The organism is Catellatospora tritici, assembly GCF_019083965.1.
In the GTDB taxonomy this organism is placed as follows: Bacteria; Actinomycetota; Actinomycetes; order Mycobacteriales; family Micromonosporaceae; genus Catellatospora; species Catellatospora tritici.
The window spans coordinates 191993-216940 of sequence record NZ_JAHRCY010000006.1 but is presented as its reverse complement, the minus strand read 5'-3'; the positions used below and the strand labels follow the sequence as shown (position 1 = coordinate 216940).

At 72.3% G+C, this 24948-nt stretch carries 16 protein-coding genes; 7 read left to right on the top strand and 9 right to left on the bottom strand.

Annotated elements, in window-relative coordinates:
• Positions 1–17: 17 nt before the first annotated feature.
• The 9 genes from KUA19_RS15740 to KUA19_RS15700 form a co-directional block, all read right to left on the bottom strand.
• Positions 18–3278 (bottom strand): galactose-binding domain-containing protein, encoded by a 3261-nt coding sequence (locus KUA19_RS15740; protein WP_217396740.1) that lies wholly within the window; start codon positions 3276–3278, stop codon positions 18–20.
• A gap of 332 nt (positions 3279–3610) precedes the next feature.
• A complete protein-coding gene (locus tag KUA19_RS15735; protein ID WP_254549442.1) occupies positions 3611–6745 on the bottom strand; it encodes a fascin domain-containing protein in 3135 nt (1044 codons plus the stop codon).
• A 131-nt stretch (positions 6746–6876) separates the two neighbouring features.
• Positions 6877–8205, bottom strand: a complete 1329-nt coding sequence (locus tag KUA19_RS15730; protein WP_217396739.1) for a polyprenyl synthetase family protein — start codon at positions 8203–8205, stop codon at positions 6877–6879.
• Positions 8202–9578, bottom strand: a complete 1377-nt coding sequence (locus KUA19_RS15725; RefSeq protein WP_217396738.1) for an alkaline phosphatase family protein — start codon at positions 9576–9578, stop codon at positions 8202–8204. Before KUA19_RS15725 ends, KUA19_RS15730 begins: the two co-directional genes overlap by 4 nt.
• A gap of 1 nt (position 9579) precedes the next feature.
• Positions 9580–10698, bottom strand: a complete 1119-nt coding sequence (gene eboE, locus KUA19_RS15720) for a metabolite traffic protein EboE (protein WP_217396737.1) — start codon at positions 10696–10698, stop codon at positions 9580–9582.
• Positions 10698–11546: a TatD family hydrolase gene (locus KUA19_RS15715; RefSeq protein WP_217396736.1), complete on the bottom strand. Its 849-nt coding sequence runs from the start codon at positions 11544–11546 to the stop codon at positions 10698–10700. The genes eboE and KUA19_RS15715 overlap by 1 nt, the downstream gene beginning before the upstream one ends.
• Positions 11546–12865 carry a TIM barrel protein gene (locus KUA19_RS15710; protein WP_217396735.1) on the bottom strand — a complete coding sequence of 440 codons (1320 nt, stop codon included), beginning with the start codon at positions 12863–12865 and terminating at the stop codon, positions 11546–11548. The genes KUA19_RS15715 and KUA19_RS15710 overlap by 1 nt, the downstream gene beginning before the upstream one ends.
• Positions 12862–13701 carry an SCO3242 family prenyltransferase gene (locus tag KUA19_RS15705; protein ID WP_217396734.1) on the bottom strand — a complete coding sequence of 280 codons (840 nt, stop codon included), beginning with the start codon at positions 13699–13701 and terminating at the stop codon, positions 12862–12864. The genes KUA19_RS15710 and KUA19_RS15705 overlap by 4 nt, the downstream gene beginning before the upstream one ends.
• Positions 13688–14827 carry an inositol-3-phosphate synthase gene (locus tag KUA19_RS15700; RefSeq protein WP_217396733.1) on the bottom strand — a complete coding sequence of 380 codons (1140 nt, stop codon included), beginning with the start codon at positions 14825–14827 and terminating at the stop codon, positions 13688–13690. Before KUA19_RS15700 ends, KUA19_RS15705 begins: the two co-directional genes overlap by 14 nt.
• Before the next feature lie 444 nt (positions 14828–15271).
• Here KUA19_RS15700 and KUA19_RS15695 point away from each other — a divergent pair, with 444 nt between their 5' ends.
• The 7 genes from KUA19_RS15695 (at position 15272) to KUA19_RS15665 (ending at position 24937) form a co-directional block, all read left to right on the top strand.
• Complete coding sequence (locus KUA19_RS15695; RefSeq protein WP_217396732.1) at positions 15272–16444, top strand: ThuA domain-containing protein; 1173 nt, start codon at positions 15272–15274, stop codon at positions 16442–16444.
• Positions 16445–16574: 130 nt separating this feature from the next.
• Positions 16575–17066 (top strand): SigE family RNA polymerase sigma factor, encoded by a 492-nt coding sequence (locus KUA19_RS15690; RefSeq protein ID WP_217396731.1) that lies wholly within the window; start codon positions 16575–16577, stop codon positions 17064–17066.
• Positions 17063–18100, top strand: a complete 1038-nt coding sequence (locus KUA19_RS15685) for a hypothetical protein (protein WP_217396730.1) — start codon at positions 17063–17065, stop codon at positions 18098–18100. Before KUA19_RS15690 ends, KUA19_RS15685 begins: the two co-directional genes overlap by 4 nt.
• Before the next feature lie 191 nt (positions 18101–18291).
• Positions 18292–18984, top strand: coding sequence for a class I SAM-dependent methyltransferase (locus KUA19_RS15680; RefSeq protein WP_217396729.1), 693 nt, complete (start codon positions 18292–18294; stop codon positions 18982–18984).
• A 488-nt stretch (positions 18985–19472) separates the two neighbouring features.
• Positions 19473–21224, top strand: coding sequence for an ATP-binding protein (locus KUA19_RS15675; protein ID WP_308167462.1), 1752 nt, complete (start codon positions 19473–19475; stop codon positions 21222–21224).
• Between the two features lie 10 nt (positions 21225–21234).
• Positions 21235–22395: an exonuclease SbcCD subunit D gene (locus KUA19_RS15670; protein WP_217396728.1), complete on the top strand. Its 1161-nt coding sequence runs from the start codon at positions 21235–21237 to the stop codon at positions 22393–22395.
• A 64-nt stretch (positions 22396–22459) separates the two neighbouring features.
• Positions 22460–24937, top strand: coding sequence for an AAA family ATPase (locus KUA19_RS15665; RefSeq protein WP_217396727.1), 2478 nt, complete (start codon positions 22460–22462; stop codon positions 24935–24937).
• Positions 24938–24948: the final 11 nt, after the last annotated feature.

The following is a 24948-nucleotide window of genomic DNA, read 5'->3' as shown; positions in this document are numbered from 1 at the left end:
CCTCCCCGGGTGCGGTTTCAGGAGCCGTAGACGTCGAACTCCCACAGCGAGTAGCCCCACTGGGTGCCGCGCTGGGTGCCGTAGACGCGCACGTAGCGGCCGGAGCCGGACAGCGTGATGTCGTCGCTGCCACCGTCACCGGTGGTGGTGCTGTAGACCGTGGTCCAGGTGGCGTTGTCGGGCGAGGTCTGGAGCTGGTACGCCCGCCCGAAGGCGGTCTCCCAGCTCAGCACCACCCGGCTCAGCGACCGGGTCGAACCCAGGTCCACCGAGATCCACTGCGGGTCGCTGTACGCGCTGCTCCAGCGCGTCGTGGCGTTGCCGTCCACCGCACTGCCGCCTACCGTGCCGTCGGCGACGCTGGAGACGGCGGTGGGCCTACCGCGCGACAGCAGCGTCGACGTGCTGGTCGGAGTGCCGTAGACGTTGAGGTCCCACAGCGAGTAGCCGTACTGGGTCAGCCCGCGCTGGGTGCCGTACACCCGCACGTAGCGGCCGGTCCCGGTGACGGTCAGGTCGTCGACTCCCCCGTCGCCGGTGGTGGTCGACCAGACCGTGGTCCAGGTGCTGTTGTCGGGCGAGATCTGCACCTGGTACGCCTTGCCGTACGCCGCCTCCCAGTTGATCCGCACCCGGTTCACCGCGTGGCTCGCGCCCAGGTCCACGGAGATCCACTGCGGGTCGGCCGCGTACACGCTGCTCCAGCGGGTGGCGGAGTTGCCGTCGACCGCGTTGGCGGCCACGTTGGTGCCCGCCTCGGTGCTGGACACCGTCACCGGGCGACCCTGGGCGCGATCCGGGTTCGTGTCCGGGGTGCCGACACCCGCGCCGGTGAACGTGTAGCTGTCCACGTCGAACAGCGCGCCCGTGCCCGTGCCGGAGAAGACCAGGTACAGGTCGTGCGTGCCGTCGTCGGGGCGGGTGACCGTGCCGCTGACCTCGGTGTAGCTGTCCCAGCCGCCGGTGCCGGGCACGGTCAGCCGGGCGACCTCGGGGCCGGTCGGCGAGTCGTACCGGAACGACAGCGTGCCCCCGGCGGCGGCCGAGCTCACCCGGGCCTTGACCCCGGTGATGCCCTTCAGGCTGACCGCGTGGTGGCGGACGTTCTCACCGTTCTGGATGTCGCCGAGCCGCTTGCCGCCCTCGGCCGCCGCCTGGTCGACCACCTTCGGCCCGTTCAGGGTCACGAAGTGCTCGGCCTGCCACTGCTTGGGCCACAGCGTCAGCTGCTTCTCGCCGGTCAGCGCGACGGTGCCGCTCGCGCCGCGATCGGTGTAGCTGCCGCGCAGCACGAAGAACAGCACCGAGTCCGGTCCGGCGTGCACCGGGCCGGTGTTGACGGTGAAGCCACAGCCGGTGCCCTGGCCCTCCTCGTGCGCGTGCTCCTGGTGCCCGAGCGCGGCTCGGAGCACCACGTTGGCGCAGGCGATGGTGCCGTCCTGCGGGTCGGTGGCGCCCGCGGTCGAGGTGAGGTTCTCGCCCCAGTTGAACAGGCCGCCGTCCGGCACCCCGCCGACGGTCACGGTCGGCCGGTCGTTGCCGACCACGATCGGGACCAGGGTGGTGCCGGAGCGGCCGGTGCCGCCGTTGACGGTCAGCCGGGCCCGCTTGTCGCCGACCGTGGGGTACGTGTAGCTCGGGTTGGCGGCGGTGGCGTCGGTGGTGCCGTTGTTGTCGAAGTCCCAGGCATAGGTCAGCGGGTCGCCGTCGGGATCGGAGCTACCGGCGCCGTTGAACTGCACCGTCAGCGGGGCCAGGCCGTTGTCCCGGTTGACCGTGGCCACGGCCAGCGGCGAGCGCCCGCCCGCCACGTAGTTGATTTTGTACAGGCCCGCCGCGGCGTCGCCGGAGAAGTAGCCGTTGCCGTACTCGAGCACGTACAGCGAGCCGTCCGGGCCGAACTCCATGTCGATCGGGTGCACCAGCGGCATGCCGGAGACCACGGGCTCGATCACGGTCGGGTTGCCGGTGGCCGGGTTGCCGTTGTCGAACTGGACCTCCTTGATCCAGCTCCGGCAGTACTCCGTGATGATCAGCTTGTTGTCGTAGTAGGCGGGCCACTTGTACGGCGAGTTCAGGCCCGCGTTGTAGTGGTAGACCTCGGCGTGGTTGGGCGAGCCGCAGCCGCCCGGGTTGTCCAGCGCGGGCCACTCCCGGCTGCCGCCGTGCTGCTCCCACACCAGGGCGCTCCGGGTCGGCGGGAGCTGCTGCAGACCGGTGTTGCGCGGCGAGTTGTTGACCGGGCCGGTGGCCCCGCCGCACGGGAACCAGCCGCGCGGGGCGTTGGCGGCGAAGTCCCAGTCGTTGTAGGCGACGTTCGGGCCGCCGCAGTACGGCCAGCCGTAGTTGCCGGGGCTGGTGGCCCGGTTGTACTCGTCGTAGGCGGCCGGGCCCCGGTTGGCGATGGTGGTGCCCGCGTCCGGCCCGACCTCGCCCCAGTACAGGGTGTTGCCCGCCTGCTTGTCGACCCAGATCCGGTACGGGTTCCGGTTGCCCATGGTGTAGATCTCGGGCCGGGTCTGCGCCGTGCCGACCGGGAACAGGTTGCCCGCCGGGATGGTGTAGGTCCCGTTGCTCTCCGGGTGGATCCGGTTGATCTTTCCGCGCAGGTCGTTGGTGTTGCCCGCGGTGCGCTGGGCGTCGTACTGCGCGTCGCGGTCGGTGCGCTCGTCGATCGGGGCCATGCCCGCCGAGTCGCCGCCGGAGTTGGTGTTGTCGCCGACGGCGAAGTACAGGTTGCCGTTGGTGTCCCAGGTCATCGACCCGGCCGAGTGGCAGCACAGCCGCCGCTCGGTCGGCCACTCGATCAGCTTGGTCTCGCTGGCCGCGTCCAGCACCAGCGTCGAGGTGTTGAAGGTGAACCGGGAGATCCGGTTGACCAGCGGGGTGACCGCCGGGGAGTAGAACAGGTAGACCCAGTGGTTGCTGCTGAACTGCGGGTGCAGCGTGATGCCGATCAGGCCGTCCTCGAAGCGGGCGTCCAACGCCAGCGTCAGGGCCACGGTCGTGGTCGCGGTGGTCGGGTTGTACAGCCGCACCTGGCCGCCGCCGGAGCTGGTGCCCCGGTTGATGTACAGGACCTTGCCGTCGGGCAGCACGGACAGCTCGATCGGCTCGCCCATCGACAGGCCGCCGTCGAGCTTGACCTTCTCGAAGCTGGTGGTGGCGGGTGGCGCGGCGACCGCCGGTTCAGGGTCGGCGGTGACGGCGACGGCGAGCGCTGCGATCAGCAACGCGGCCGCACCCGCGGCCAAGCCCCGGTTTGGACTTCGGACCATGGGAACACTCCGGTGGGGTGGGGGTGGGGTGGTCGTGCGTGCCGAGGACGCACGGACCACCCGCACCCCTGAGCCGGAAGACCGGCGGGGTCCGGAGCGACGGCGACCAGGCGGATGGCATTCGCGATCCCTCGGTACGTCCGGGGTCGACCCGGGTGCGGCAAGTCCTGCCTGCACCCGGGGCGGGTCCCGGCCTCGGAGCCTGGTCGCCGAAGACCGCTCCGAGAGTCGTTGACGCGTGGGCCGGTCGGCCCCGCGAGCTGGGGGTCAAGTTGCCTGGCAATCGGGCGAATCAAGCACCCGCATTCGCCCGATTGCCAGGCAACTTCGTGCTACTGGGTGATCATGTCGAACTTCTCCCAGGGGCCGATGGCGGTGCGGTTGGCGATCAGGGCGGCCGCGCCGCCGTTCTCCGCCGTCACGTACCGGTTGTTGACCTGTGCGAGGAAGCTGACCGTGCCGTCGGAGTTGCGGACCAGCGTGAACGTCTCCCAGGCACCGGCCGAGGCCCGGTTGGCCAGCAGCGGGTTGGCCCCGGCGTTCTCGGCGCAGACGTACTGGCCGTTGGCGCGTGCGCGCAGCCAGACCGAACCGCCGCCCCGGTCGACCACCTCGAACTGCTCGGTGGTGCCGACCGTGGTCTTGTTGGCGATGAGCGCGGTGGTGGCGTTGGGCGCGGACACCCACTGCCCGTTGGCCTGTGCTTTCAGGCCGACGTACGTGGTGCCCGGCGGCGTGCCGCCGGTGGTGACCCGCAGCGCGTCCACGATCGCCACCGAGGTGGCCTTGTTCACGATGCGGATGGTGTGCTGCCCGTTGGTCAGGCCGGTCTTGGACCAGACCACCTGCTGCACCTGGCGGGCACCGCTGACGTTCAGGTTGACGTTGGCCTGGAACACGTTGTCCAGGTACACGTCGACGTTGCCCATGTCGCTGAACCGCTCGGACAGGTACTCGATCCCGGTGCCGGTGAACGTGTACGACGCCGCCGCGTTGACCGTGGTCGTGTGGTGGGTGTCGTCGTTGTAGTCGCCGTAGCCCCGGTTCGTGGTCTGGAACCAGCCCGCGTCGTAGGTCAGTACCGTGTCGTTGACCAGCCCACCGGCCGCGCCGCCGGGAATGCCCAGCGTCGAGGCGGTGTTGCGCAGCGACTTGACGTCGTTGTTGGGGCTGCCGGTGAGCGTGGTGGCACTGTAGTCGGTCAGCGGCTTGGCGGTGCGCTCCAGCACGTACACCGTGTTGGCGGCAGTGCTGAAGGTGACCTCGGCGGCCGCGGACGTGGTGATGATCGCGTTGTCGGAGGTGCGGCGCACCCGGACCTGCTGGGTGCCCCACGGGTTGACCACCCGCGCGTCCTTGCCGAACTGGCTCTTCAGGCCGACGTACTTGATGTCACCGGCCTCGCGCTCCGAGCTGACCAGGAAGCCGTCCTGGGCCAGCAGCGTGAACTTGGTGACCATCGAGGAGTCGGTCGGCACCGCCGGGAACACCCGGATCTTGCCGTTGTAGCTCTGCAGCAGCGACTCGTTCATCGCCACCAGGTGGATGCCCAGGTATTCGAAGACCCCGTTGGTGTTGTTGGTCATGCCGTTGGGGTAGTTCTGGTAGCGCTGCAGCATCAGGCGCATGCCGCTGAGCACCTGGTCGCCCAGGCCCAGCCGGGCCGCCTGCGCGTGGTCGTTGGCCCACACGTTGCTGTACGGGTTGGGCCGCACGTTCCACGTGTTCAGCGCGGTGTTGTAGTCGGCGGCACCGATGCCGGTGCGGTCGTAGGGCCAGATCAGCTCAGCCGACACGTTCTCGCCGTTGCGCTGCTGCGCCGTCGGCGGGTCGTGCGGCAGCCAGGCGTTGTTGCTCACCTGGTACGGCCACAGGTTGTCGACCAGGTTCTGCCAGCCCGCGCGCAGCCCCGAGTCCAGCCCGAGCTGGGTGCTGACCTGGATGGTCAGCGGCGCCAGCAGCCGCACCGCGGCCAGGTCGGTGATCGCGTTGTGCACGTCCCAGTAGGTCTCGTGCGCGTTCGACGTCGGCATCTGGTACTTGCCGCCGCTGAGCTGGAACCGGTTCTGGTAGAACCGCAGCGCCTCCCGCATGTACGGGTACGCGACGTCACGCAGGTAGGTGAGGTCGTTGGTGTACTTGTACTGCAGGTACATGTTGTACGCGGCCTCGGTGCCGGTGGAGTAGATGTCGTTGACGTAGTCGCTGCCGACGGTGCCGCGGGCGTTGCCGTCCCAGCCCATCGTCTCGGGCACCCAGAGCGAGTCGGTGCCGTAGCGCGTCTGCGTGTACGCCTTCAGCGCGTTGAAGTTCCTGCTGTAGAGCCGGTTGAACCCGGCCATCAGGTCGGCGTGGTTGCCGGCGAAGAACGAGTTGTAGACGTCGCGCTGGTTCCAGTACCAGTAGCCGTTGCTCCACTTCGTCTGGTCGCCGGTGGCCCGGAACACGCCGTTGATGAAGTGGTACGGGTAGTTGCCGTACCCGCCCGCCGCGATCATGTACGTGGCCAGGTAGTACACGTTCTCCAGGTAGTCGGCGTCGCCGGCGGAGTTCGAGTACTGCACGAACGACTTCTGCCAGAACGAGTGCCAGAAGTTCTTGTAGTTGGTGAGCGTCGTGCCGTAGCCGGTCGACTTGACCGAGGCCAGCTGGTTCTTGGCCTGGGCGACCGAGTCGAGGTTGGGCGAGTTGATCCGGCTGGCGGCGGTGAACCAGACGGTGTAGCTGCTGCTGGGGGTGATGCTCAGCCGCACCCGGGTGCCGTTGACCACCGATGTCGAGTACGACGCCCCCTCGACCGTGGCGGCGAAGGTGTAGCCGAAGTTGTTCGGGTCGGCCTGACCCCGGCTGAACCAGGCGGCGCTGGTGTCCGAGCCGGTCTGCACCGTGCGCCAGGTGGTCAGGTTGGGCACGTCGGCGCTGTTGGAGACCCCGTTCGGGTCCCACAGGCTCAGTTCGAGCGTGGCGCTGGAGACGCCGCCGCGCGAGTCGTCGACGTGGATGCCCATCACCTCGGAGTTGGGCGCCCCCAGCACGGTGACGGTGCGGTTGCCGTCGTACTTCGTGGTCAGCGTGCCGTCGTAGAGCGACAGGCGCTGCTGGTAGGTGGTGTAGCCGGAGTCGAGCGACGGGCTGGTGTTGAAGTTCAGGTTGCCCGCCGCGAACGCCGACTGCTGCGACAGGTCGACGCCGGAGACCTGCATGGTCAGGCCGTTGGCCGACCAGGCCATGGCACCGGTGCGGCCGTTGCCGACGGTCAGGCCGTAGAGCGGGTTGGTGTTGGGCTTGTTGTAGACGAGGTCGTGCTTGGACAGGTAACCGGCATAGTCGACGTTCAGGGCGCCGGTGCCGGAGTTGAAGGCGGCGTCGGTGGGCGAGGCGGCGGCCGGGCTGGCCGGGACCGCGGTGAGCAGGCCCGCAGCCAGCACGGCTGCCGCGGCCAGACGCGCGGCGGTGCGTGGGCGCATGAGCTGGACCTCCCGGGGACGGGATCGGGTGAGGGTGTCAGCTGTGTTTCCGGAATCACATCTATGAAATATCCTATAGGATCTACAGTCGTGATCGGAAGTAACTTGAAACACCGTGAAATTTCGGCCTATCAACGGGATCGGTGTACCGCGGCGTCCGCCAGCCCCGACAGCTCCCGCCGTGCCTGTTCCGTCAACTCCCACGCCGCCAACGCGTACCGGGCCCGTCGGTGCGCCGAGCCAATCCGCCGCTCCACCGCCGCCAACGCCCCGCACCCCGTCATCACCTCCCGCACCCGGGCCGCCCCCGCCTCATCCAGCTCCGGCTCCCCCACATGCGTACGCAGCACCTCCCGGTCGGCCCCCACCGCCCGTGCCCATGCCTCGGCCAGCAGCATCGTGGGCTTGGCCTGCCGCAGATCGTCCAACACCGACTTGCCCGTCTCGGCGGGCTCACCGAACACCCCCAACACGTCGTCACGCAGCTGAAACGCCCGCCCCAGCGGCTCCCCGAACGCGGCGCACGCCACCAGGTCCGGCTCCCCCGCCCCCGCGAGGACCGCCCCGATCTGCAGCGGCCGCACGATCGAGTAGCGCGCCGTCTTCAGCCGCACCACCCGCAAAATCCGCCGCCCGTCCGGCCCGCCCTCCCACGCCCCACAGCCCGCTTCAAGTTGCCGGGCAATCGGGGGAATGCGGGGCGCTGATTCCCCCGATTGCCCGGCAACTTGAGCGGCGGACCGTGGCCCGGCGGTGGTTGGGCCGGGTTCGGCCGGTGGGCGGTGGCCGGTGGCGGTGCCGAGCAGGTCCAGGTACTCCCCCGCCATCGCCTCGGCGCGCATCAGCGCGAACAGCGACTGGGCCGCGCGCAGCCGATCGGCCGGGGCACCGCAGGCCGCCAGCAGCTCCTCGGCCCACATCGCGCACAGGTCGCCGCAGAGCATGGCCGCACCCCGCCCGAACGCCGCCGCGTCACCGCCCCAGCCGCGCCCGGCGTGCCGCTGCGCGAACTCCTCGTGCAGCGACGGGCGGCCGCGGCGGAAACTGCTGGCGTCGATGATGTCGTCGTGGATCAGCGCGAAGCAGTGGAACAGCTCCAGCGCCGCCCCGGCGACCACGGCCTGCTCGTCCTCGCCCGAGGCACCGGTGCCCGACTCCGCGCCGAGCCGACCCGGCTCGGCCAGGCCCGCCAGTACAGCCGCGGCGTCGAATCCGCCCGGTCCCGGGACGTCCATGCCCGCACCGCGCGCCGATCCGCTCGCGCCGCCGGTGCCGTGCCAGGCCCAGTAGCACAGGGCCGGGCGTAGGCGTTTGCCGCCGTGCAGCACGAATCGGCGGGTGGTGGCGAGCAGGTCGCGCAGGTCGTCGTCGCGGCCGAACACCGCGCGGGCGGTGAGGAACCGGGCCAGCGCCGCGTCCACCCGTGCGGGCAGCGTCGGCACGGCCGGGGCCAGCGTCATGACTCCATCACCCCCGCCAGCCGTAGCAGCAGCGCCTTGACCTCGGTCGCGGCGATGCGGTCGACCGCCCCGGCGGGCTCGGAGCACAGCAGCAGCGGCGCGTCCTGGTCGGACGGTGGCAGCAGGCCGTGTGAGCCGCGCACCGCGTGCGCTCCGGCGTCGAGGCCGATGACGTTCATGCGGTAGCGGAAGCCGAGCTTCTTGCGTACCAGCGCCTTGGCGGCACGGGCCTTGGCCGCGCCCGGGTTGGCCGGGTCGAAGAACAGCTCGGCGGGGTCGTAGCCGGGCTTGCGATGGATCTCGACGTGGGTGGCGAAGTCGGGGGCGCGGGCGTCGTCGAGCCAGTAGTAGTACGTGAACCAGGCGTCCGGTTCGGCCAGCAGCACCAGCTCACCACTGCGCTCGTGGGCCAGCCCGTGCTCGGCCTTGCCCGCCTCGTCGAGCACCTGCGCCACGCCGGGCAGCCCGGCGCAGAGCTTGGCGACCTCGGCGGCGTCGGCGGGGTCCCGGACGTACACGTGGGCGAGCTGGTGGTCGGCGACGGCGAAGGCACGGCAGGTCCAGGGGTCGAGGTACTCCATGCCGTCCTGGGTGTGCACCTTCAGCAGGCCTGCCTCGCGCAGAGCGCGGTTTACGTGCACCGGGCGCGAGACGTCGGTGATGGCGTACTCGGACAGGGCCACGATCGCGGCGCCCCGGGCGGCCGCCGCGTCCAGCAGCGGGCCGAGCACCTCGTCCAGCTCGGCGGCGGCCTTGGCCGCCTGCGGCCCGGACGGGCCGAAGCGCTGCAGGTCGTAGTCGAGGTGGGGGAGGTAGACCAGGGTCAGGTCGGGGCTGCGGGTCTGCATGACGTGTACGGCCGCCGCCGCGATCCACGCCGACGACGCGATCCCCGCCCCCGGCCCCCAGTAGCTGAACAGCGGGAACTCCGGCAGCTCGTCGTGCAGCTCAGCGGGGACGGTGTAGCAGTCGGGGTCCTTGCGACCGTCGGCGCGGTAGATCGGCCGGGGCGTGATGGTCCAGTCCACGTCGGCGCCCATGGCGTACCACCAGCAGATGTTGGCCACGGTGTAGCCGGGGCGCTCGCGCCGGATCGCGTCCCACACCCGCTCGCCCTGGACCAGCGCGTGGTGCTGGCGCCACAGCAGCACGTCGCCGAGGTCGCGGAAGTACCAGCCGTTGCCGACGATGCCGTGGTCGGTCGGGGCCAGCCCGGTGATGAAACTGGCCTGGACGCTGCAGGTCACGGCGGGCAGCACCGGGTCGAGCCGGGCGGTGAAGCCCGTCGCGAACGCCGCGCGCAGCCGGGGCATGTGCGCCAGCAGGCGCGGGCTGAGCCCGACCACGTCGAGCACCACCACGGGACGGTCCATCTCAGTTCACCCCACAGGTCGACATCTGGGCACGGGCGAACGCGAGCTCGGCGGCGATGCCCGCGGCGAGTCCGGCGTCGTCGGTCGGGCGGGCCGCCTTCGGCAGCACCTCCCAGGTGTACGTCTCCACCTCGAAGTGGTCGCACGAGCTGCCCGCCAGCAGCGCCGCCAGCCCCTCGGTGAGCACCGGTGTGCTCGCGGCCAGCGGGGCGGGCGGGGCGGCGTGCAGCGGCGCGTGGAAGTGCACCCGCCACGGGCCGACCGCCGAGGAGGCCAGCGCCTGCGGCAGGTCGTCGAAGACGGCCCCGCCCGCGCTGCGGGTCTGGTGCAGGAACCGGGGTTCGGCGTACGTCGCGAGCACCTCGGCCGCGTTCTGCGGGTCGTCGACCTCCAGGGCCGCCGACACCTGCACCTTCACCACGGGCACCCCGGCCGCTTCGAGCTTGGCCACCGCGTCGCGCGGGTCCTCCCAGGCGCAGGCGAGGTGGGCCAGGTCGACGCAGATGCCGATGCGGTCGCTGCCGACCCCCGACAGCGCCGCCACGGCCTGGTCGATGTTCTCCACCACGCAGCCCGGCTCGGGCTCCAGCGCCACCCGGATCTCGCGCTCACTCGCCGCCAGGGCCTGCCCGAGCGCCCGCAGCTGCGCCCGCGCGGCCTGCCAGCGGGGCCGGTCCCACGGCTCGCGCCAGGCCAGCGGCAGCGTCGAGATCGAGCCGCGCGCCGCGTCGTCGGGCAGCAGGTCGGCCAGCACGATCGCGAGATCCTGGGTGTAGCGCAGACGGCGCGGATCGGTCCAGTCCGGATGGTAGACGTCGTGCTTGACCACCGGCGCGTGGAACGCCTGGTACGGGAAGCCGTTGAGGGTCACCGTCTCCAGCCCGCGCGCGGCCAGTTCGGCGCGCACCTTGCGCCGCAGCGCCACGTCGGCGGCGAGCGCGGCGGCCACCGGTGCGGCCAGCCACAGGCCCAGCCCCAGCAGGTCGGCGCCGAGGTGCTCGCGTACCGGGACCGCGAAGCGGTCCAGCTGCGCCAGCACCCCGGGCAGGTCGTCGGCCGGATGCACGTTCGTGCAGTACGCCAGGTGCACGGTCGAGCCGTCGGCTCTGCGCAGCCGCATCACGACCCCCCGCGAAGGATCGAGTTGCCCGCGTACGTCGCCCCGTCGGTGAGCCCGTCGAGGTCCAGCCGCTTGGACTGCCCGTAGAACTCGACCGGGTTGCGCCACAGCACCCGGTCCACGTCGTCGTCGCTGAACCCCGCCGCCAGCATCGCCTCGCCGGTGCGCAGCGTCAGCAGCGGATCGGACTTGCCCCAGTCGGCGGCCGAGTTGACCAGCATCCGCTCCAGGCCGTGCTCGCGCAGGATGGCGACCATGCGGTCCGGCGACATCTTGGTGTCGGGGTAGATGGAGAAGCCCATCCAGCAGCCGGAGGCGGCCACCTCGGCGACGGTCAGCTCGTTGAGGTGGTCCAGCACCACCCGGCCGGGTTCGATGCCGGACTCCTTGACGACGTCGATGCTGCGCCGGGTGCCGACGAGCTTGTCCCGGTGCGGGGTGTGCACCAGCGCGGGCAGGTCGGCCTCCAGCGCCATGGCCAGCTGGGCGGCGAAGACCTCGTCCTCGTCGGCGGTCATCGAGTCGTACCCGATCTCGCCGACCGCGACGACCCGGTCCTTGGCCAGGTAGCGCGGCAGCAGCGGCAGCACCTCGCGGCAGCGCGGGTCGTTGGCCTCCTTCGGGTTCAGCGCGATGGTGCAGTGGTGCCGGATGCCGAACTGGCTCGCCCGGAACGGCTCCCAGCCCAGCAGCGCGTCGAAGTAGTCGGTGAACGAGCCCGGGTTGGTGCGCGGCTGGCCCAGCCAGAACGCGGGCTCGACCAGGGCGAGCACGCCCGCCGCGGCCATCGCCGCGTAGTCGTCGGTGGTGCGTGAGGTCATGTGGATGTGCGGGTCGAAGATGCGCATCACAGCAGCCTTTCCAGCAGGCGTACGGCGTCGGCGGGCATGGTCCGGCCGGCGGCTTCGCGCTCGCGCCGCAGGCCGTCGAGCATCCGGCCGAGCTCGGCGTCGGCCCGGCGGTCGAGGTCGTGCACCTGCGCCAGCGGCAGGCCCATGAAGACGCTCTTCAGCACGGCCTGACGCCACTCGGCGTCGGTGAGCAGCTGCGCGCCCTGGCCGAGCGCGGCGGCGACCAGCCGGGTGTCGTTGCTGCGCAGCGCGTCGCGCAGCAGCTCGGCCGAAGGCCAGGCGCGCAGCACGGCCCGCTTCTCGTCGTTGTCGCCGTAGCGGTACAGGTCCATGGCCTGCTCGGGCGAGAGCAGGGTGGCCTGCAGCAACCGGATCCGGGCGTCCTCGGCGCCGTCGCCGCCGACGTGGCGGCGGGTGGCGGGCAGCAGCACGGCCAGTGCGGCCGGGTCACGGCGCACCCTGGCCAGCGCGTCGCCAAGCCACTGCGCCGCGCGTAGGAACGTGATCGACCGGGCGGCGACGTCAGGGGCGGCGTGCGAGTGCCGGGCCAGCTCGACCGCGACGAGCCCGCCGTAGCCGGTGTCGGCCAGGGCCCGCAGCACCGGCGGGAAGTCGATCTCACCCTCGCCGAACTCCAGGTGCTCGTGCACGCCCCGGACCATGTCGTCGATCTGCACGTTGACCAGGTGCGGTCCGGCCTGCCGGACGCACTCGGGCACGTCGGCGGGCTCGTTGGCCCGGCAGTGGCCGATGTCGAGGGTCAGCCCGAGCCCGTCGCCGACCCGGTCGCGCAGCTCGCGCCAGGTGGCCAGGGTGTCGACGAGCATGCCCGGTTCGGGCTCGAACCCGACTACGACCTGCCGCTGCCCGGCGTAGGCGAGGACCTGGGCGCAGCCGTCGGCCAGCCGGTCCCAGGCCACGGCCTCGGGGACGTGCGCGGGGCGCACGCCCGACCAGCAGGACATCGCCTGGGCGCCGAGGTCGGCGGCGATGTCGACGGCCCGCTTCAGGAAGTCGATCCGGGGGGCCGGGTCGTCGTGCAGGAAAGTGGGGCTGTGCTTGCGCCGGGGGTCGAGCAGGTAGCGGGCGCCGGTCTCGATGACGACGGTCAGGCCCAGCTCGGCCAGCCGGTGCGCGGTCCGGTCGACCTGGGCGCGCAGGTCGGGGGCGTACGGGTCGAGGTGGCCGTGGTCCAGCGTCAGCGCCACGCCCTGGTAGCCGAGTTCGGCGATGATCGCGAGGGCGTCGTCGAGGCGGTGGTTGGCGAAGCCGTTGGTGCCGTAGCCGAAGCGGACACTGTCGAAGCGGATGCTCATGTCGGCGACACCGCCTTGGCCAGCCGCGCCCCGGCCGGGGCACCGGCCGCGACCAGCGCCCCGGTCAGCGGCCGCCCCGACGCGGCGATCAGCGCGCCCTGCAGCGCGGGCAGCGAGGTTATCCCCGCGCCGACCGCGGCGCGCACGCGTCCGGCGGCGGGATCGCGTAGCACGTCGCGCTGCGCCCGTCCGAATCTGAGCGCGTACCAGGCGGCCAGGCCGACCGGGGCCCAGCCGCGCCGACCGGTCGCGGCGTACGCGACGGCGGCGGTCCCGGCCAGCGTCAGCGCGGGCAGCGACCGGTCGGCTCCGGTGACCTCACGCCGCGACAGCGCGGTCACCGCGTAGGTGTGCGCGGCGACGGTCAGCGCCGGGCGCACCGCGTGGCGCATCCGGCCGGTGCTGGCGCCCAGCAGCACGTCCAGGCCCCGGCACACGGCCATGGCGGCGGGACCGGCCGCGGTGTTCTTGGCCTTCACGTCGTACGCCCAGACCGCCGCCGCCAGCGCGGTGGCCGTGCCCAGCGTGCGGCGCCCGCCCGCCGCGGCGGCCAGCGCCAGCCCGGCCGCGGTCAGCCCGCCCGCGATCGCCAGCGCGGTGTTCGGCGCGATCCGCCCGGACGGAATCGGCCGCTCGGGGCGCTCGATCGCGTCGAGGTCCCGGTCGGCCCAGTCGTTGGCGGCCATCCCGGCCCAGTACAGGCACACCGACGCGGCGGCCACGCCCGCCGTACGCCCGTCGAGGCTGTTCGCGGCGGCGGCGCCGGCGACCGCGTCGCCGGGCACCGACAGCGCGGCGGGCGCCCGGACCAGTTCGGCCAGATCACGCAGCCGCATCCCAGCCCCCCACCCATTCGCACAGGTCGCGCCACTGGTCGGCCAGCCCGTGCGGGACGTCGCCGAGCGGGTCCTTGAAGAAGAAGGCGAGCTGCGGCAGCGGGCCGGACAGCCCGTGCGCGTGCGCGGCCGCGGTCAGCCGAGCCAGGTCCAGCACCAGCGGCGCGGCCAGGGCCGAGTCGCAGCCGTGCCAGGTGAACTCCAGCCGCATCCGGCTGCCCAGGAACCCGCTGAACGTGATCAGGTCCCAGGCGGTCTTGAGGTCGCCGATGTCGGGCACATAGTCGATGCGGGTGTGGCCCTCCGGCTCGTAGCCCAGCGTCTCCTTGAGCACCCGCTGCTTGCTGGCGACCTTCGCCGCGTTGGCGTCGGGCCGGGCCAGGTTGGCGCCGTCGCCGCCGCCGAGCAGGTTGGTCCCGGACCAGGAGCGCACGTGCAGGTTGCGCAGCGCGAACATGGGCGCCAGCACCGACTTGAGCAGCGTCTCGCCGGTCTTGCCGTCGTGCCCGGCGTAGGCCACCCCGGCCCGCAGCGCCAGTTCGTGCAGCGCGGGCAGCCGCGCCCCGGTCGACGGCGTGAAGTCGACGTACGAGCACCCGGCGGCGAACGCCGCGTACGCGTACAGCGAGCTGGGCGGGAGCACCTGCTCGGTGTGCAGCGCGGCGGCGAGGGTGTCGGGGTCGGCGTGCGCGGGGTGCGGCACCGCCGCCGCCTCGGTCGAGGCGACGTTGACCACCACCACGTGCGCCAGTCCGTGCCTGCCGCGGAACTCGGCCAGGTCGGCGGTGATGCGCTGGGCCGTCTCGTGCTGGGTGGCGCCGTGCGGGGCGCAGCGCACCTCGGCCTCCACGACGGCCAGCTCGTCGGCGACGGCGGCGACCACGGACGCGGGGAGCACCCCGGCCGCGACCAGCGCCTGCGCCTTCTTGTCGAGGCCGAGCTCGACGACGTCGTGGCCACCGATGACGAGGTCGGCCAGGGTGGGCAGCGCGGCGTCGCGCAGCGGGGGCAGTTCCGTCACGCAGCCGGTGGGTTCGGCCAGGCCCGCGCGGACGGCGAGCGCGCCCACGATGCCGGTCACCGCCACGGCACCACGCGCTCCGATGAGCCAAAGTCCAGTACGCACAGGGCCTCCTGTTACGCCTAAGTAGCGGTCATGTTAGATCGGTCCAGGTAAAAGTTTCTAGATAGAGAACCGTACTTTTTCACGATCTAGCAAAAGTTGGCCTCAGGCTGGCAATACTGTGCCCCTGGACGACAGAAGAACTGGTTAAACTGGGGCATAACTTCGCGATCGACTCCGGCGGGACGACGATCCCGCTCTTCCCATCGCGACCAAGATCCCTATAGGATGTTTCACGGATGTCAATGTCCACTTGGAGCCTCGGATCGGCGACCCGGCTCCGGTTCGCGGGTGACCGCCCGCGAACGGCATGAAGGATGCTCCGTGTCTGAGTCGCCGCGTACCCCTTTGCACGGCCCTGTCCGCGGCCGCCAGACCGTCGCGTCCCCCTCCCGTCGCGGACGGCGCCCGGCCGACCGCGGCACTTCCGCGCGAAGGAGCGGGCACATGCGCAAACGCCTTCTGTCCCTGGCCGCAGCCCTCGTCGCCATGGTCGCGACGATGCTGGTCGGCCCGGCGACCCCGGCAGCGGCGGCGCCGCTGACCAAGGTCCTGGTCTTCTCCAAGACCGCCGGTTTCCGGCACTCGTCCATCCCCAACGGCATCGCCGCGATCCAGGCGCTGGGCTCGGCCAACGGGTTCACCGTCACGGCCACCGAGGACGCCGCCCAGTTCAACGCCGCCAACCTGGCCCAGTACCAGGTCGTCGTCTGGCTGATGACCACCGGCGACGTCCTCGACGCCACCCAGCAGACCGCCTTCCAGAACTACATCGCCGCCGGTGGCGGCTACGTGGGCGTGCACGCCGCCGCCGACACCGAGTACGACTGGCCCTGGTACGGCGGCCTCGTCGGCGCCTGGTTCTCCTCCCACCCGGCGATCCAGAACGCCCAGGTGCGCGTCGAGACCCCGGTCAACGTGTCGACGGCGCACCTGCCGTCGGTGTGGACGCGCTCGGACGAGTGGTACAACTACCGCACCAACCCGCGCCCCAACGTGCGGGTGCTGATGAACCTCAACGAGGCGTCGTACACCGGCGGCACCATGGGCGACCACCCGATCACCTGGTGCCAGAACTACGGCGGCGGCCGCGCCTGGTACACCGGCCTCGGCCACACCGAGGCCAGCTACACCGACACCAACTTCACGAAGATGCTGCTCGGCGGCATCCAGATCGCCGCGGGCTCGGTCGCCGCCGACTGCACGCCCACCTCGCAGCCCCCGGTCACCGGCGCGACCCTCAAGGCCCGCGCCAACAGCAAGTTCGTCACCGCGCCCGGCGGCGGCACCGGCAACCTCATCGCCAGTGCCACCACCGCGGCCACCCTGTCCGAGCGGTACGACGTCATCGACCTGGGCAGCGGCAACGTGGCGCTGAAGTCCCGGGCCAACGGCAAGTACGTCTGCGCCGACAACGCCGGGGCCAACCCGCTGATCGCCAACCGCACCGCCGTCGGCCCGTGGGAGACCTTCGCCCTCATCCGCAACAGCGACGGCACGATCAGTTTGCGGGCCCAGGCGAACGGCAAGTACGTGGTGGCGGAGAACGCGGGAGCGGCCGCGCTCATCGCCAACCGCACCGCGATCGGTACCTGGGAGAAGTTCGACCAGGGCAGCTGAGCGCGGAAAGTCCACCGCCCGGGGCCGGCGTCCCAGCATCCGCCGGCCCCGGGCGGTGCCGTGCCCGCACCGGGCAACCCGGGGACCCGGCCGACTGGTATTACCGGCGACCTATCCATTGGGAGGACCGGTGACGCGCAGCGACACCTTCGCGGACTTCGTGACGACCCGCTCGCCACGCCTGCTCCGCACCGCCTACCTGCTCACCCACGACTGGGGACTCGCCGAGGACCTGCTGCAGACCAGCCTGGCCAAGGCGTGGAGCGCGTGGCGCCGGGTCGACGCCGACCCGGCGCACGTGCGGCGCATTCTGATCAACACGTACTCGACCTGGTGGCGCCGCCGCTGGCACGGCGAGCAGCCGACCGACCGGCTGTCCGAGGGGGCGACCGCCGACCCCGGCGACGAGGTCGCCGCCCGCGACGAGGTGTGGCGGGCCCTGGGCCGCCTGCCCCGTCGCCAGCGCGCGGTACTGGTGCTGCGCTACTTCGACGACCTCAGCGAGGCACAGATCGCCGAGGTCATGGGCGTGTCCGTGGGCACCGTCAAGAGCCAGCACGCCAAAGCCCTGTCCAAACTGCGTGTGGACGCCTCGCTGATGTTGGAGGGAGCGTCGCGATGATCGATCTCAAGGAACTGCTCGACGAGCGGTCGACCCCACCCGCCGACCTCGCCCAGCACCTGCGCCTGGGCACCGTACGCCAGCGGATCACCGCCCGGCGCCGGCAGCGGATCGGCGCCCTCGCCGCCGTCGTGCTCGCGCTCGGCGCCATCGGGTACGGCATCAGCCCCGCCCTGCGCGACGGCGGCCCGGCCCAGCCCGCGGGCCCCGGCGCCGGGTTCCCGCAGTACCTCGGCGGCACCCGGCTCATCGCCGCCACCCGCTCCCGGCCCGGAATCAACAGCCTCACGCTCACCTTCACCCCGCCCGGTCTGAGCGAGTTCAAGGTGTTCACCGACTGCACCGGCGCACCCGGCGTGCACCTGCAAGGTGAGCTGGAGGTCGACGGCCAGGCTGGGGCGAGCGGCGACTGCGGCGACGGCCTGACCATGAGCTGGCAGGTCCAGCCGGAGAAGCAGGGACGGCAGGTGAGCGTAAGACTCCGGGTCTTCGCGACCGACCGTGACACCCACAGAAACGCCGCTTTCCCCGACGGGGCGACGATCGCCATGGCGGTCGGAGTGCCGGTGCCCTTCGACGCCTATCCGCTACCCGACCGGCCCGCGGTGCTGGGTGCGCCCGCCGACGCCAAGCTGCTGCTCGACGCCTGGCAACCCCCGGGTGCCCCCGACGCCACGCCGACCGACAACGTTCTCGACTCCCTACTGTGGCTGCGCGGCGACCTGCAGAATCCGCTCCGTCCGCAGACCGTCACCGTGCACTCTCGTGACGGCTACTCGTTCATCAGCCAGTCGCTGACCCCCGGGTCGCTGCGCATCCAGGTCGACGGGGCGGACGTCCAGTCGGAGCAGTGGTGGGACTACGACGCCGACCTGCACCTGTTCAACCTCGACCTGACCAGCCCGCCCTACGACGCGGGCAGGCCCGGCGGCGTCACGATCACGGTGACCCCCGAGCACGTCACCGGTGACTGGCAACTGCTGGTCCAGGCCGACACCCCGCTCCCGCCACCGCCTCTGCCGCCTCGCCAATGAACCGGTCGGGCGCCTCCGCGAGGGGCGCCCGGCCTTGTCTAGACTCCGCCTCCCGAGACCTTGGAGGCGTGATGAGCACCCCGTTCGACGAGTACGAACGACGTCTGTGAATCGGCCGTGCCGCCGCCTACCAGCAGTCCTTCGCCGCCCTCTGCGCCCACCCGGCAGCCGATCTGCTCGACGCCGCCGAGGTGACCGCCGCGACCCGACTGCTCGACGTCGGCACCGGCACGGGAACCGTCGCCGCGCTGGCCATCGGGCGCGGCGCGACCGTCACCGCTGTCGACGCCGAGCCCAGCATGGTCGCCGCTGCCCGCGACAACATCCCCGCCGCCGAGGTGGTCCACGGCGTCCTACCCCGGCTGCCGTTCGGCGACGGAGCCTTCGACGCGGTCGTGGCCAACTTCGTCGTCAACCACGTCGGCGACCCCGCCGCTGCCGTCGCCGAGCTGCGCAGGCTGGTCCGCTTCGGCGGGCGGGTCGCGGTGACGGTCTGGCCGCACCCGCAGCCGCCGCTGCAGCGGCTGTGGGCCGACATCGCGGCGGCGACCGGTCTCGCCCGTCCCGCCTCGGCCCCGACGGTCGCCGCCGACCGCAACTTCGAACGCACTCCGGCCGGGCTCGCCGGGCTGCTGGCCGACAGCGGCCTGACCAGGGTCGAGTGCCGTCGCGTGGAGTGGATCCACCGGGCCGACCCCGAGGACTGGTGGGCTGGTCCCGCCGCCGGTCTCGGCTCGCTGGGCGCGATGCTCACCGTTCTCAGCCCGGCCGAACTCGGCGAGGTCCGCGCCGCCTACGACCGCCTGACCGCACCCCACCTCGACGCCGCGGGCCGCCTCGCCCTCCCCACCAGCGCCCTGCTGGCCACCGCCACCGCTTCCTGAGCCTCCCCAGCGACACCGCGGATGACCCCTGACGCGCGGCGCGCTCCGCGGGGCGCGCGGCCTGGGCGCGCGCGGGAACGCGGCGCGCGGGCGCGGGCGCGGGGCGCAGGGCACGCTGCGCGGGCGCGGGGCGCGGATGGCTCGCTGCGCGGGCGCGGGGCGCGGATGGCTGCAGTTTCGGGGAAAGTGCGGGAATGGAGGCCGCGATTCGTGCAGTTTCCCCGGAAGTGCGGCTTGGGCCTGGCGGGTGGACGGCGCGGGGGACCTCGGGGGATCTCGGGGGCGAGTGGAGTTCGCATGATCGCTATTGCCGGTCAGAAAGTGTGGCCAAAGAGCACTTTTTGACCGCTGGTAGCGATCTTGATGCGTGGTGGCGGTCTCGGAGGTGGCGGCGGTTGGGTCGGAGGGGCGACAGATTCGGCGGTCCTGGTCACTGACGCGGGGCTTCGAGGCTGGCTTTGTCGCCGGTGACCGCTAGGGTCGTGCGGGTGAGTGGACAGCAGCCGGGCACACCCGTCGGACGGGTGCTGGGTACCGAGGACGCGAGCCCGCTGACCTTCTGGGTCGCGGTCGCCGACGGGTCATACCTGCAGCTCGACGATGTGGTGGTGACCCAGCGGTCGCTGCCGGACCAGGGCATGGTCACCATCGCCGGGGTGGTGACGAGCGTGCGCGCCCGCCACGAGGGCGCCAGCTTCGACTCCGACGTCTTCGCCATCGCCGACGGCATGCTCCCGGCGCAGGTGCAGGAGGCGGCCGAGGTCACCGTGACCCGGGTCGACCCGGAGGTGTACGTGCCTCCGCTGCCCGGCTCCGTGGCCTACCGGGCCGAGGGCGAGGCGCGTGACGGGGCGCTGTCGTTCGACCGGATGCAGCGCCGCCTGCCGATCGGCACCGGCCGCGACGGGATGCCGGTCTACCTCAACGCCGACTTCCTCGACGGCAGCCGGGGCGCGCACGTGTCCATCTCCGGCATCTCCGGCGTCGCCACCAAGACGAGCTTCGCCACGTTCCTGCTCTACTCGGTGTTCCGGTCCGGGGTGTTCGGCGGGGACGCGGTCAACACCAAGGCGCTGATCTTCAACGTGAAGGGCGAGGACCTGCTGTTCCTCGACCACCAGAACACCCGGCTGGACGAGAAGACCCGCGCGGCGTACCACAAGCTGGGGTTGGAGGCCGGGCCGTTCCCGCAGGTCAGCGTGTTCGCGCCGGCGCGGGCCGGGGACCCGTCGGGCAGCCCGGACGTGGCCAGCCGCCTCACCGGCGTCGACCCGTTCTACTGGACGCTGGCCCAGTTCTGCACCGACCGGCTGCTGCCGTACGTGTTCGCCGACGCCGACGACGAGCGCCAGCAGTACACGATGGTGGTCCACTCGGTGACCGCGCAGCTGGCCAAGCACGCGGTGCCCACCGACGGCGGCATCTCGCTGGACGGCTCGCGCCTGTCCAGCTACGAGCAGCTCGTCGACCACCTGGTGGAGCAGCTCAACGACGAGGACACCCGCGGCATGTGGGCGGGCAGCTCGGTGGGTGTGGGCACGATCAACGCGTTCGCCCGGCGCCTGATCAACAGCAAGCGCGACCTGGCCCGGCTGATCCGCGGCGACCTGCCCGAGCGCCGCGCGCACAACATCTCGACCGCCGAGAGCGCCCAGGTCACCGTGGTCGACCTGCACAACCTGCCGGACCGGGCGCAGCGGTTCGTGGTCGGTGTCACGCTCAAGACCGAGTTCGAGCGCAAGGAGAAGGCGGGCTCGGCCAAGCCGCTGCTGTTCGTGGTGCTCGACGAGCTGAACAAGTACGCCCCGCGCGACGGCTCCAGCCCGATCAAGGACGTGCTGCTCGACATCGCCGAGCGCGGCCGCTCGCTGGGCGTGGTGCTCATCGGCGCCCAGCAGACCGCCTCGGAGGTGGAGCGGCGCATCGTGGGCAACTCGGCGATCCGCGTCGTCGGACGGCTCGACCCGGCCGAGGCGGGCCGCCCGGAGTACGGCTTCCTGCCCCCGGCCCAGCGCCAGCGGGTGCTGCTGGCCAAGCCCGGCACCATGTTCGTCGGCCAGCCGGAGATCCCGGTGCCGCTGGCGGTGGAGTTCCCCTTCCCGGCCTGGGCCACCCGACCCAGCGAGGCCGGTCCCGCACCCCGCGCCACCATGGCCAGCCTGGTCAGCGCCACCGACCCGTTCGCGGTGGTCGGCTCCGGCGCTCGCAACGGCATGTCCGACGACGAGATCCCGTTCTGAGAGGCGCCGAGTGAAGATCCTGCACACCTCCGACTGGCATGTCGGCAAGGTGCTCAAGGGGCGCTCGCGAGTGTCCGAGCAGATCGCCGCGCTATACGCGGTGGTCCAGGTCGCCCAGACCGAGCGTCCCGACCTGATCATCGTGGCCGGTGACCTGTTCGACGTGGCCGCGCCCTCGCCCGAGGCGACGAAGGTGGTGACCCGGGCGCTGAGCGCGCTGCGCGGCACCGGCGCCGAGGTGCTCGCGATCGCGGGCAACCACGACAACGGTGCCGCCCTGGACGCGCTGCGCTCCTGGGCCGACGCGGCCGGGATCATCCTGCGCGGCCGGATCAGCGAGCACCCCGCCGACCACATCGTCTCCGGCACCACCTCGAGCGGCGAGAAGTGGCGCTGCGTGGCCCTGCCCTTCCTGTCCCAGCGGTACGCGATCCGCGCGCTGGAGATGTTCTCGCTGACCGAGGCCGAGGCCCAGGCGACGTACGCCGATCATCTGGCGCGGCTGCTGGGGCGGCTGGCACAGGAGGCGTTCATCGAGCCGGACACGGTCAACCTGGTCACCGCCCACCTGACCGTCACCGGCGGCACCATGGGTGGCGGCGAGCGCGACGCCCACTGCATCCTCGGCTACTCGGTGCCCGCGACGGTGTTCCCGTCCAACGCCCACTACGTGGCGCTCGGGCACCTGCACCGGGCGCAGCTGCTGCCCGGCCCGTGCCCGGTGCGCTACAGCGGCTCGCCGATCGCGGTCGACTTCGGCGAGGAGGAGAACCGGCCCAGCGTGACGATCGTCGAGGTCACCGCACAGACCTCGGCCAAGGCGCGCACGGTGCCGCTGGGCGACGCGGTCCCGCTGCGTACGCTGCGCGGCACGCTCGCCGACCTGGCGGTCATGTCCGAGCAGCTCGACGACGAGCCCTGGCTGCGCGTATACGTCACCGAGCCGCCCCGCGCCGGGCTGCGCGAACAGGTGCAGGAGCTGTTCCCGCGCGCGCTGGAGATCCGGGTGGACACCTCGATGCTGCCGGACGCGGCCACCCGCAACGCCCGCCCCAGGCACACCGGCCGCAGCGCGCCGGAGCTGTTCGCCGACTACCTGAAGCACCGCGGCCACGCCGACGAGGCCACCCGCGCGCTGTTCGAGCGGCTGTACACGGAGGTGAGCGCGTGACCGAGCGTAACGAGGGAACCGCGGGGCCACGTGCTCGTCGGGCCGACCGACGGGAGGACCGGCGATGAGGCCGCTGCGGCTGGATCTGCGCGGCTTCACGGTGTTCCGGGAGCCGACCACGGTCGACCTGACCGACTGCGACTTCTTCGCCCTGGTCGGCCCGACCGGTTCGGGCAAGTCGACGCTGCTGGACGCGATCTGCTTCGCGCTGTACGGCACCGCCCCGCGCTGGGGCGGCGGCAAGAGCGTCGCGCACGCGCTGGCCCCGTCGGCGTCGGAGGCGGCGGTCCGGCTGATCTTCGAGGCGGGCGGCACCCGGTACGCGGCCACCCGGGTGGTCCGCCGCGACGGCAAGGGCCGCGTCGCCACCCGCGCCGCCGGTCTGCAGGCCCTGTCTCCCGGCTTCGACGCGTCCACCCTGGACGGCGACGACCTGCTCGACGAGCTGGGCGAGGCGCTGGCCGGGACCCCGGCCGAGCTCGATCATGCCGTCGCCGACGTGGTCGGCCTACCATACGACCAGTTCACCAAGTGCGTGGTGCTGCCGCAGGGCGACTTCGCCGCGTTCCTGCACGCCCGCCCGGCCGAGCGGCAGGAGATCCTGGTCCGCCTGCTGGGCCTGGACGTGTACGAGAAGGTCCGCGAACGCGCCGCCGCCCTGGTCACCGAGGCCAACGGCAAGCTCGCCGCGACCGAACCCGTGCTGGCCGAGCTGACCGCCGCCGCCTCCGACGAGGCCCTGGCCGCCGCCGAGCAGCGGGTGGATGCCGCCCGCAGACTGGCCGCCGACGTCGAGGCGGCCCTGCCCGCCCTGGCCCAGGCCCAGCGCGAGGTCGAGCTGGTCGCCGAGGCGACGACCGCGGCCGAGCGCCGGTTGACCGTGCTCACCTCGGTGGTCGCCCCCGCCGACGCGGCGACGCTGGCCGGTGCGGCCAAGTCCGCCGCGACGGCCGCCGCCGACGCGGCCGTGGCGGCGGGCACCGCCGAGGAGGCCGAGGACAAGCTGCGGACGCAGCTCGACGACGCGCCCGACCCGACCGTCCTGCGCAGCCTGCTGGAGGCGCACGTGCAGGCGGGACAGCTGTCGACGAAGCTCGCCGAGCTGGACGCGACCGCGCTGCAGGCCCGCGAGGTGCACGAGGCGGCGCTGGCCGCCCAGCGGGGCGCGACCGAGCGCGAGCAATCCGCCCAGGACGGCCTGGACCGCGCCCAGCAGGCGATGCTGGTGGCGCAGACCGCCGACCGGGCCGCCTGGCTGCGCCGCGACCTGGTGGCCGGGCACGAGTGCCCGGTGTGCACGCAGCCGGTGGCCACCGTCCCGGCGATGCCCGACCAGCCCGCGATGAACGCCGCGAAGAAGGTCGTCGCCGAGGCCGAGCAGGCCCTGACCACGGCTCGCAACGGCCGCGCCGAGCTGGACCGCCGGGTGCTGGAGGCGGCCAAGCGCCTGGACCAGGCCACGGTCCGCCGCGAGGAGCTGGCCCGGCGCGCGGCCGAGGTGGCCCGACTGCTGGAGGGCGCGGCGCCGGTGCCGACGCTGCGCGCCGACCTGGCCTCGGTGGAGGCGCTGCGCGGTGAGCTGGCCGAGGCGCGCGGTCGTCTGCGCGAGGCCCGTGAGGCCCAGCGCGCGGCGGCGGCCCGAGCCCAGCAGGCGACCGAGCGGATGGCCGCGGCGTGGCGGCACTTCGACGGGGTACGCGACACGGTCGCCGCGCTGACCCCGCCCCCGGCCGACCGCGACGACCTCGCCGCGGCCTGGTCCGCGCTGGCCGGTTGGGCCCGCGAGCAGGCCACCGCCGCCCAGGCCGAACGCGACGGCGAACGGGCCCGCCTGTCCGCCGCCCGCGCCCAGGCCGCCTCGGCGCAGTCGGTCCTCGACGAGCTGTTCACCGCCGCCGGGCTGCCCGTTCCCCGCCCCGGCGCGCACCAGCGCGACGCGGCGGTGGCCGTCGAGCGGGCCGTCAGCGGCCACGACGTGCTGCTGGAGCGCCGCGCCCAGGCCGAGGCGCTGCGGGCGCAGCGGGCGGCGGTCGAGGCCGACCGGCAGGTCGCCACGGCGCTGGCCAACCACCTGCGCGCCAACAACTTCGAGGCGTGGCTGCTGCAGGAGGCGCTGGACGCGCTGGTCGACGGCGCGTCGGCGATCCTGCGCGAGCTGTCCAGCGGGCAGTACGACCTGATCCACGACGACCGCGAGTTCTACGTGGTGGACCACCACGACGCGGGGCTGCGACGTACGGTGCGGACGCTGTCGGGCGGCGAGACATTCCAGGCGTCGCTGGCGCTGGCGTTGGCGCTGGCCGACCAGCTCGGCGGTCTGTCGCCGACGGCGAGTCTGGAGTCCATCATGCTCGACGAGGGCTTCGGCACCCTCGACGCGTCCACTCTGGACACGGTGGCCGCGACCCTGGAGAACCTCGCCGCCAGCGGCGACCGGATGGTGGGGGTGGTGACGCACGTGCAGGCCCTGGCAGAACGCATTCCGGTACGTTTCGAGATCACGAAGGATGCGCGAACAGCCCGTGTGGAAAGAATTGGATAGCAGGATTCTGG

Excerpts from the sequence above, each read along its gene's own strand:
- KUA19_RS15695 (WP_217396732.1), top strand. The coding sequence starts at position 15,272 with ATGCGCAAACGCCTTCTGTCCCTGGCCGCAGCCCTCGTCGCCATGGTC.
- KUA19_RS15725 (WP_217396738.1), bottom strand. The coding sequence starts at position 9,578 with ATGGACCGTCCCGTGGTGGTGCTCGACGTGGTCGGGCTCAGCCCGCGC.
- KUA19_RS15710 (WP_217396735.1), bottom strand. The coding sequence starts at position 12,865 with ATGAGCATCCGCTTCGACAGTGTCCGCTTCGGCTACGGCACCAACGGC.
- KUA19_RS15705 (WP_217396734.1), bottom strand. The coding sequence starts at position 13,701 with ATGCGGCTGCGTGATCTGGCCGAACTGGTCCGGGCGCCCGCCGCGCTG.
- KUA19_RS15730 (WP_217396739.1), bottom strand. The coding sequence starts at position 8,205 with ATGACGCTGGCCCCGGCCGTGCCGACGCTGCCCGCACGGGTGGACGCG.
- KUA19_RS15715 (WP_217396736.1), bottom strand. The coding sequence starts at position 11,546 with ATGCGCATCTTCGACCCGCACATCCACATGACCTCACGCACCACCGAC.
- eboE (WP_217396737.1), bottom strand. The coding sequence starts at position 10,698 with ATGCGGCTGCGCAGAGCCGACGGCTCGACCGTGCACCTGGCGTACTGC.
- KUA19_RS15685 (WP_217396730.1), top strand. The coding sequence starts at position 17,063 with ATGATCGATCTCAAGGAACTGCTCGACGAGCGGTCGACCCCACCCGCC.
- KUA19_RS15665 (WP_217396727.1), top strand. The coding sequence starts at position 22,460 with ATGAGGCCGCTGCGGCTGGATCTGCGCGGCTTCACGGTGTTCCGGGAG.
- KUA19_RS15740 (WP_217396740.1), bottom strand. The coding sequence starts at position 3,278 with ATGGTCCGAAGTCCAAACCGGGGCTTGGCCGCGGGTGCGGCCGCGTTG.
- KUA19_RS15735 (WP_254549442.1), bottom strand. The coding sequence starts at position 6,745 with ATGCGCCCACGCACCGCCGCGCGTCTGGCCGCGGCAGCCGTGCTGGCT.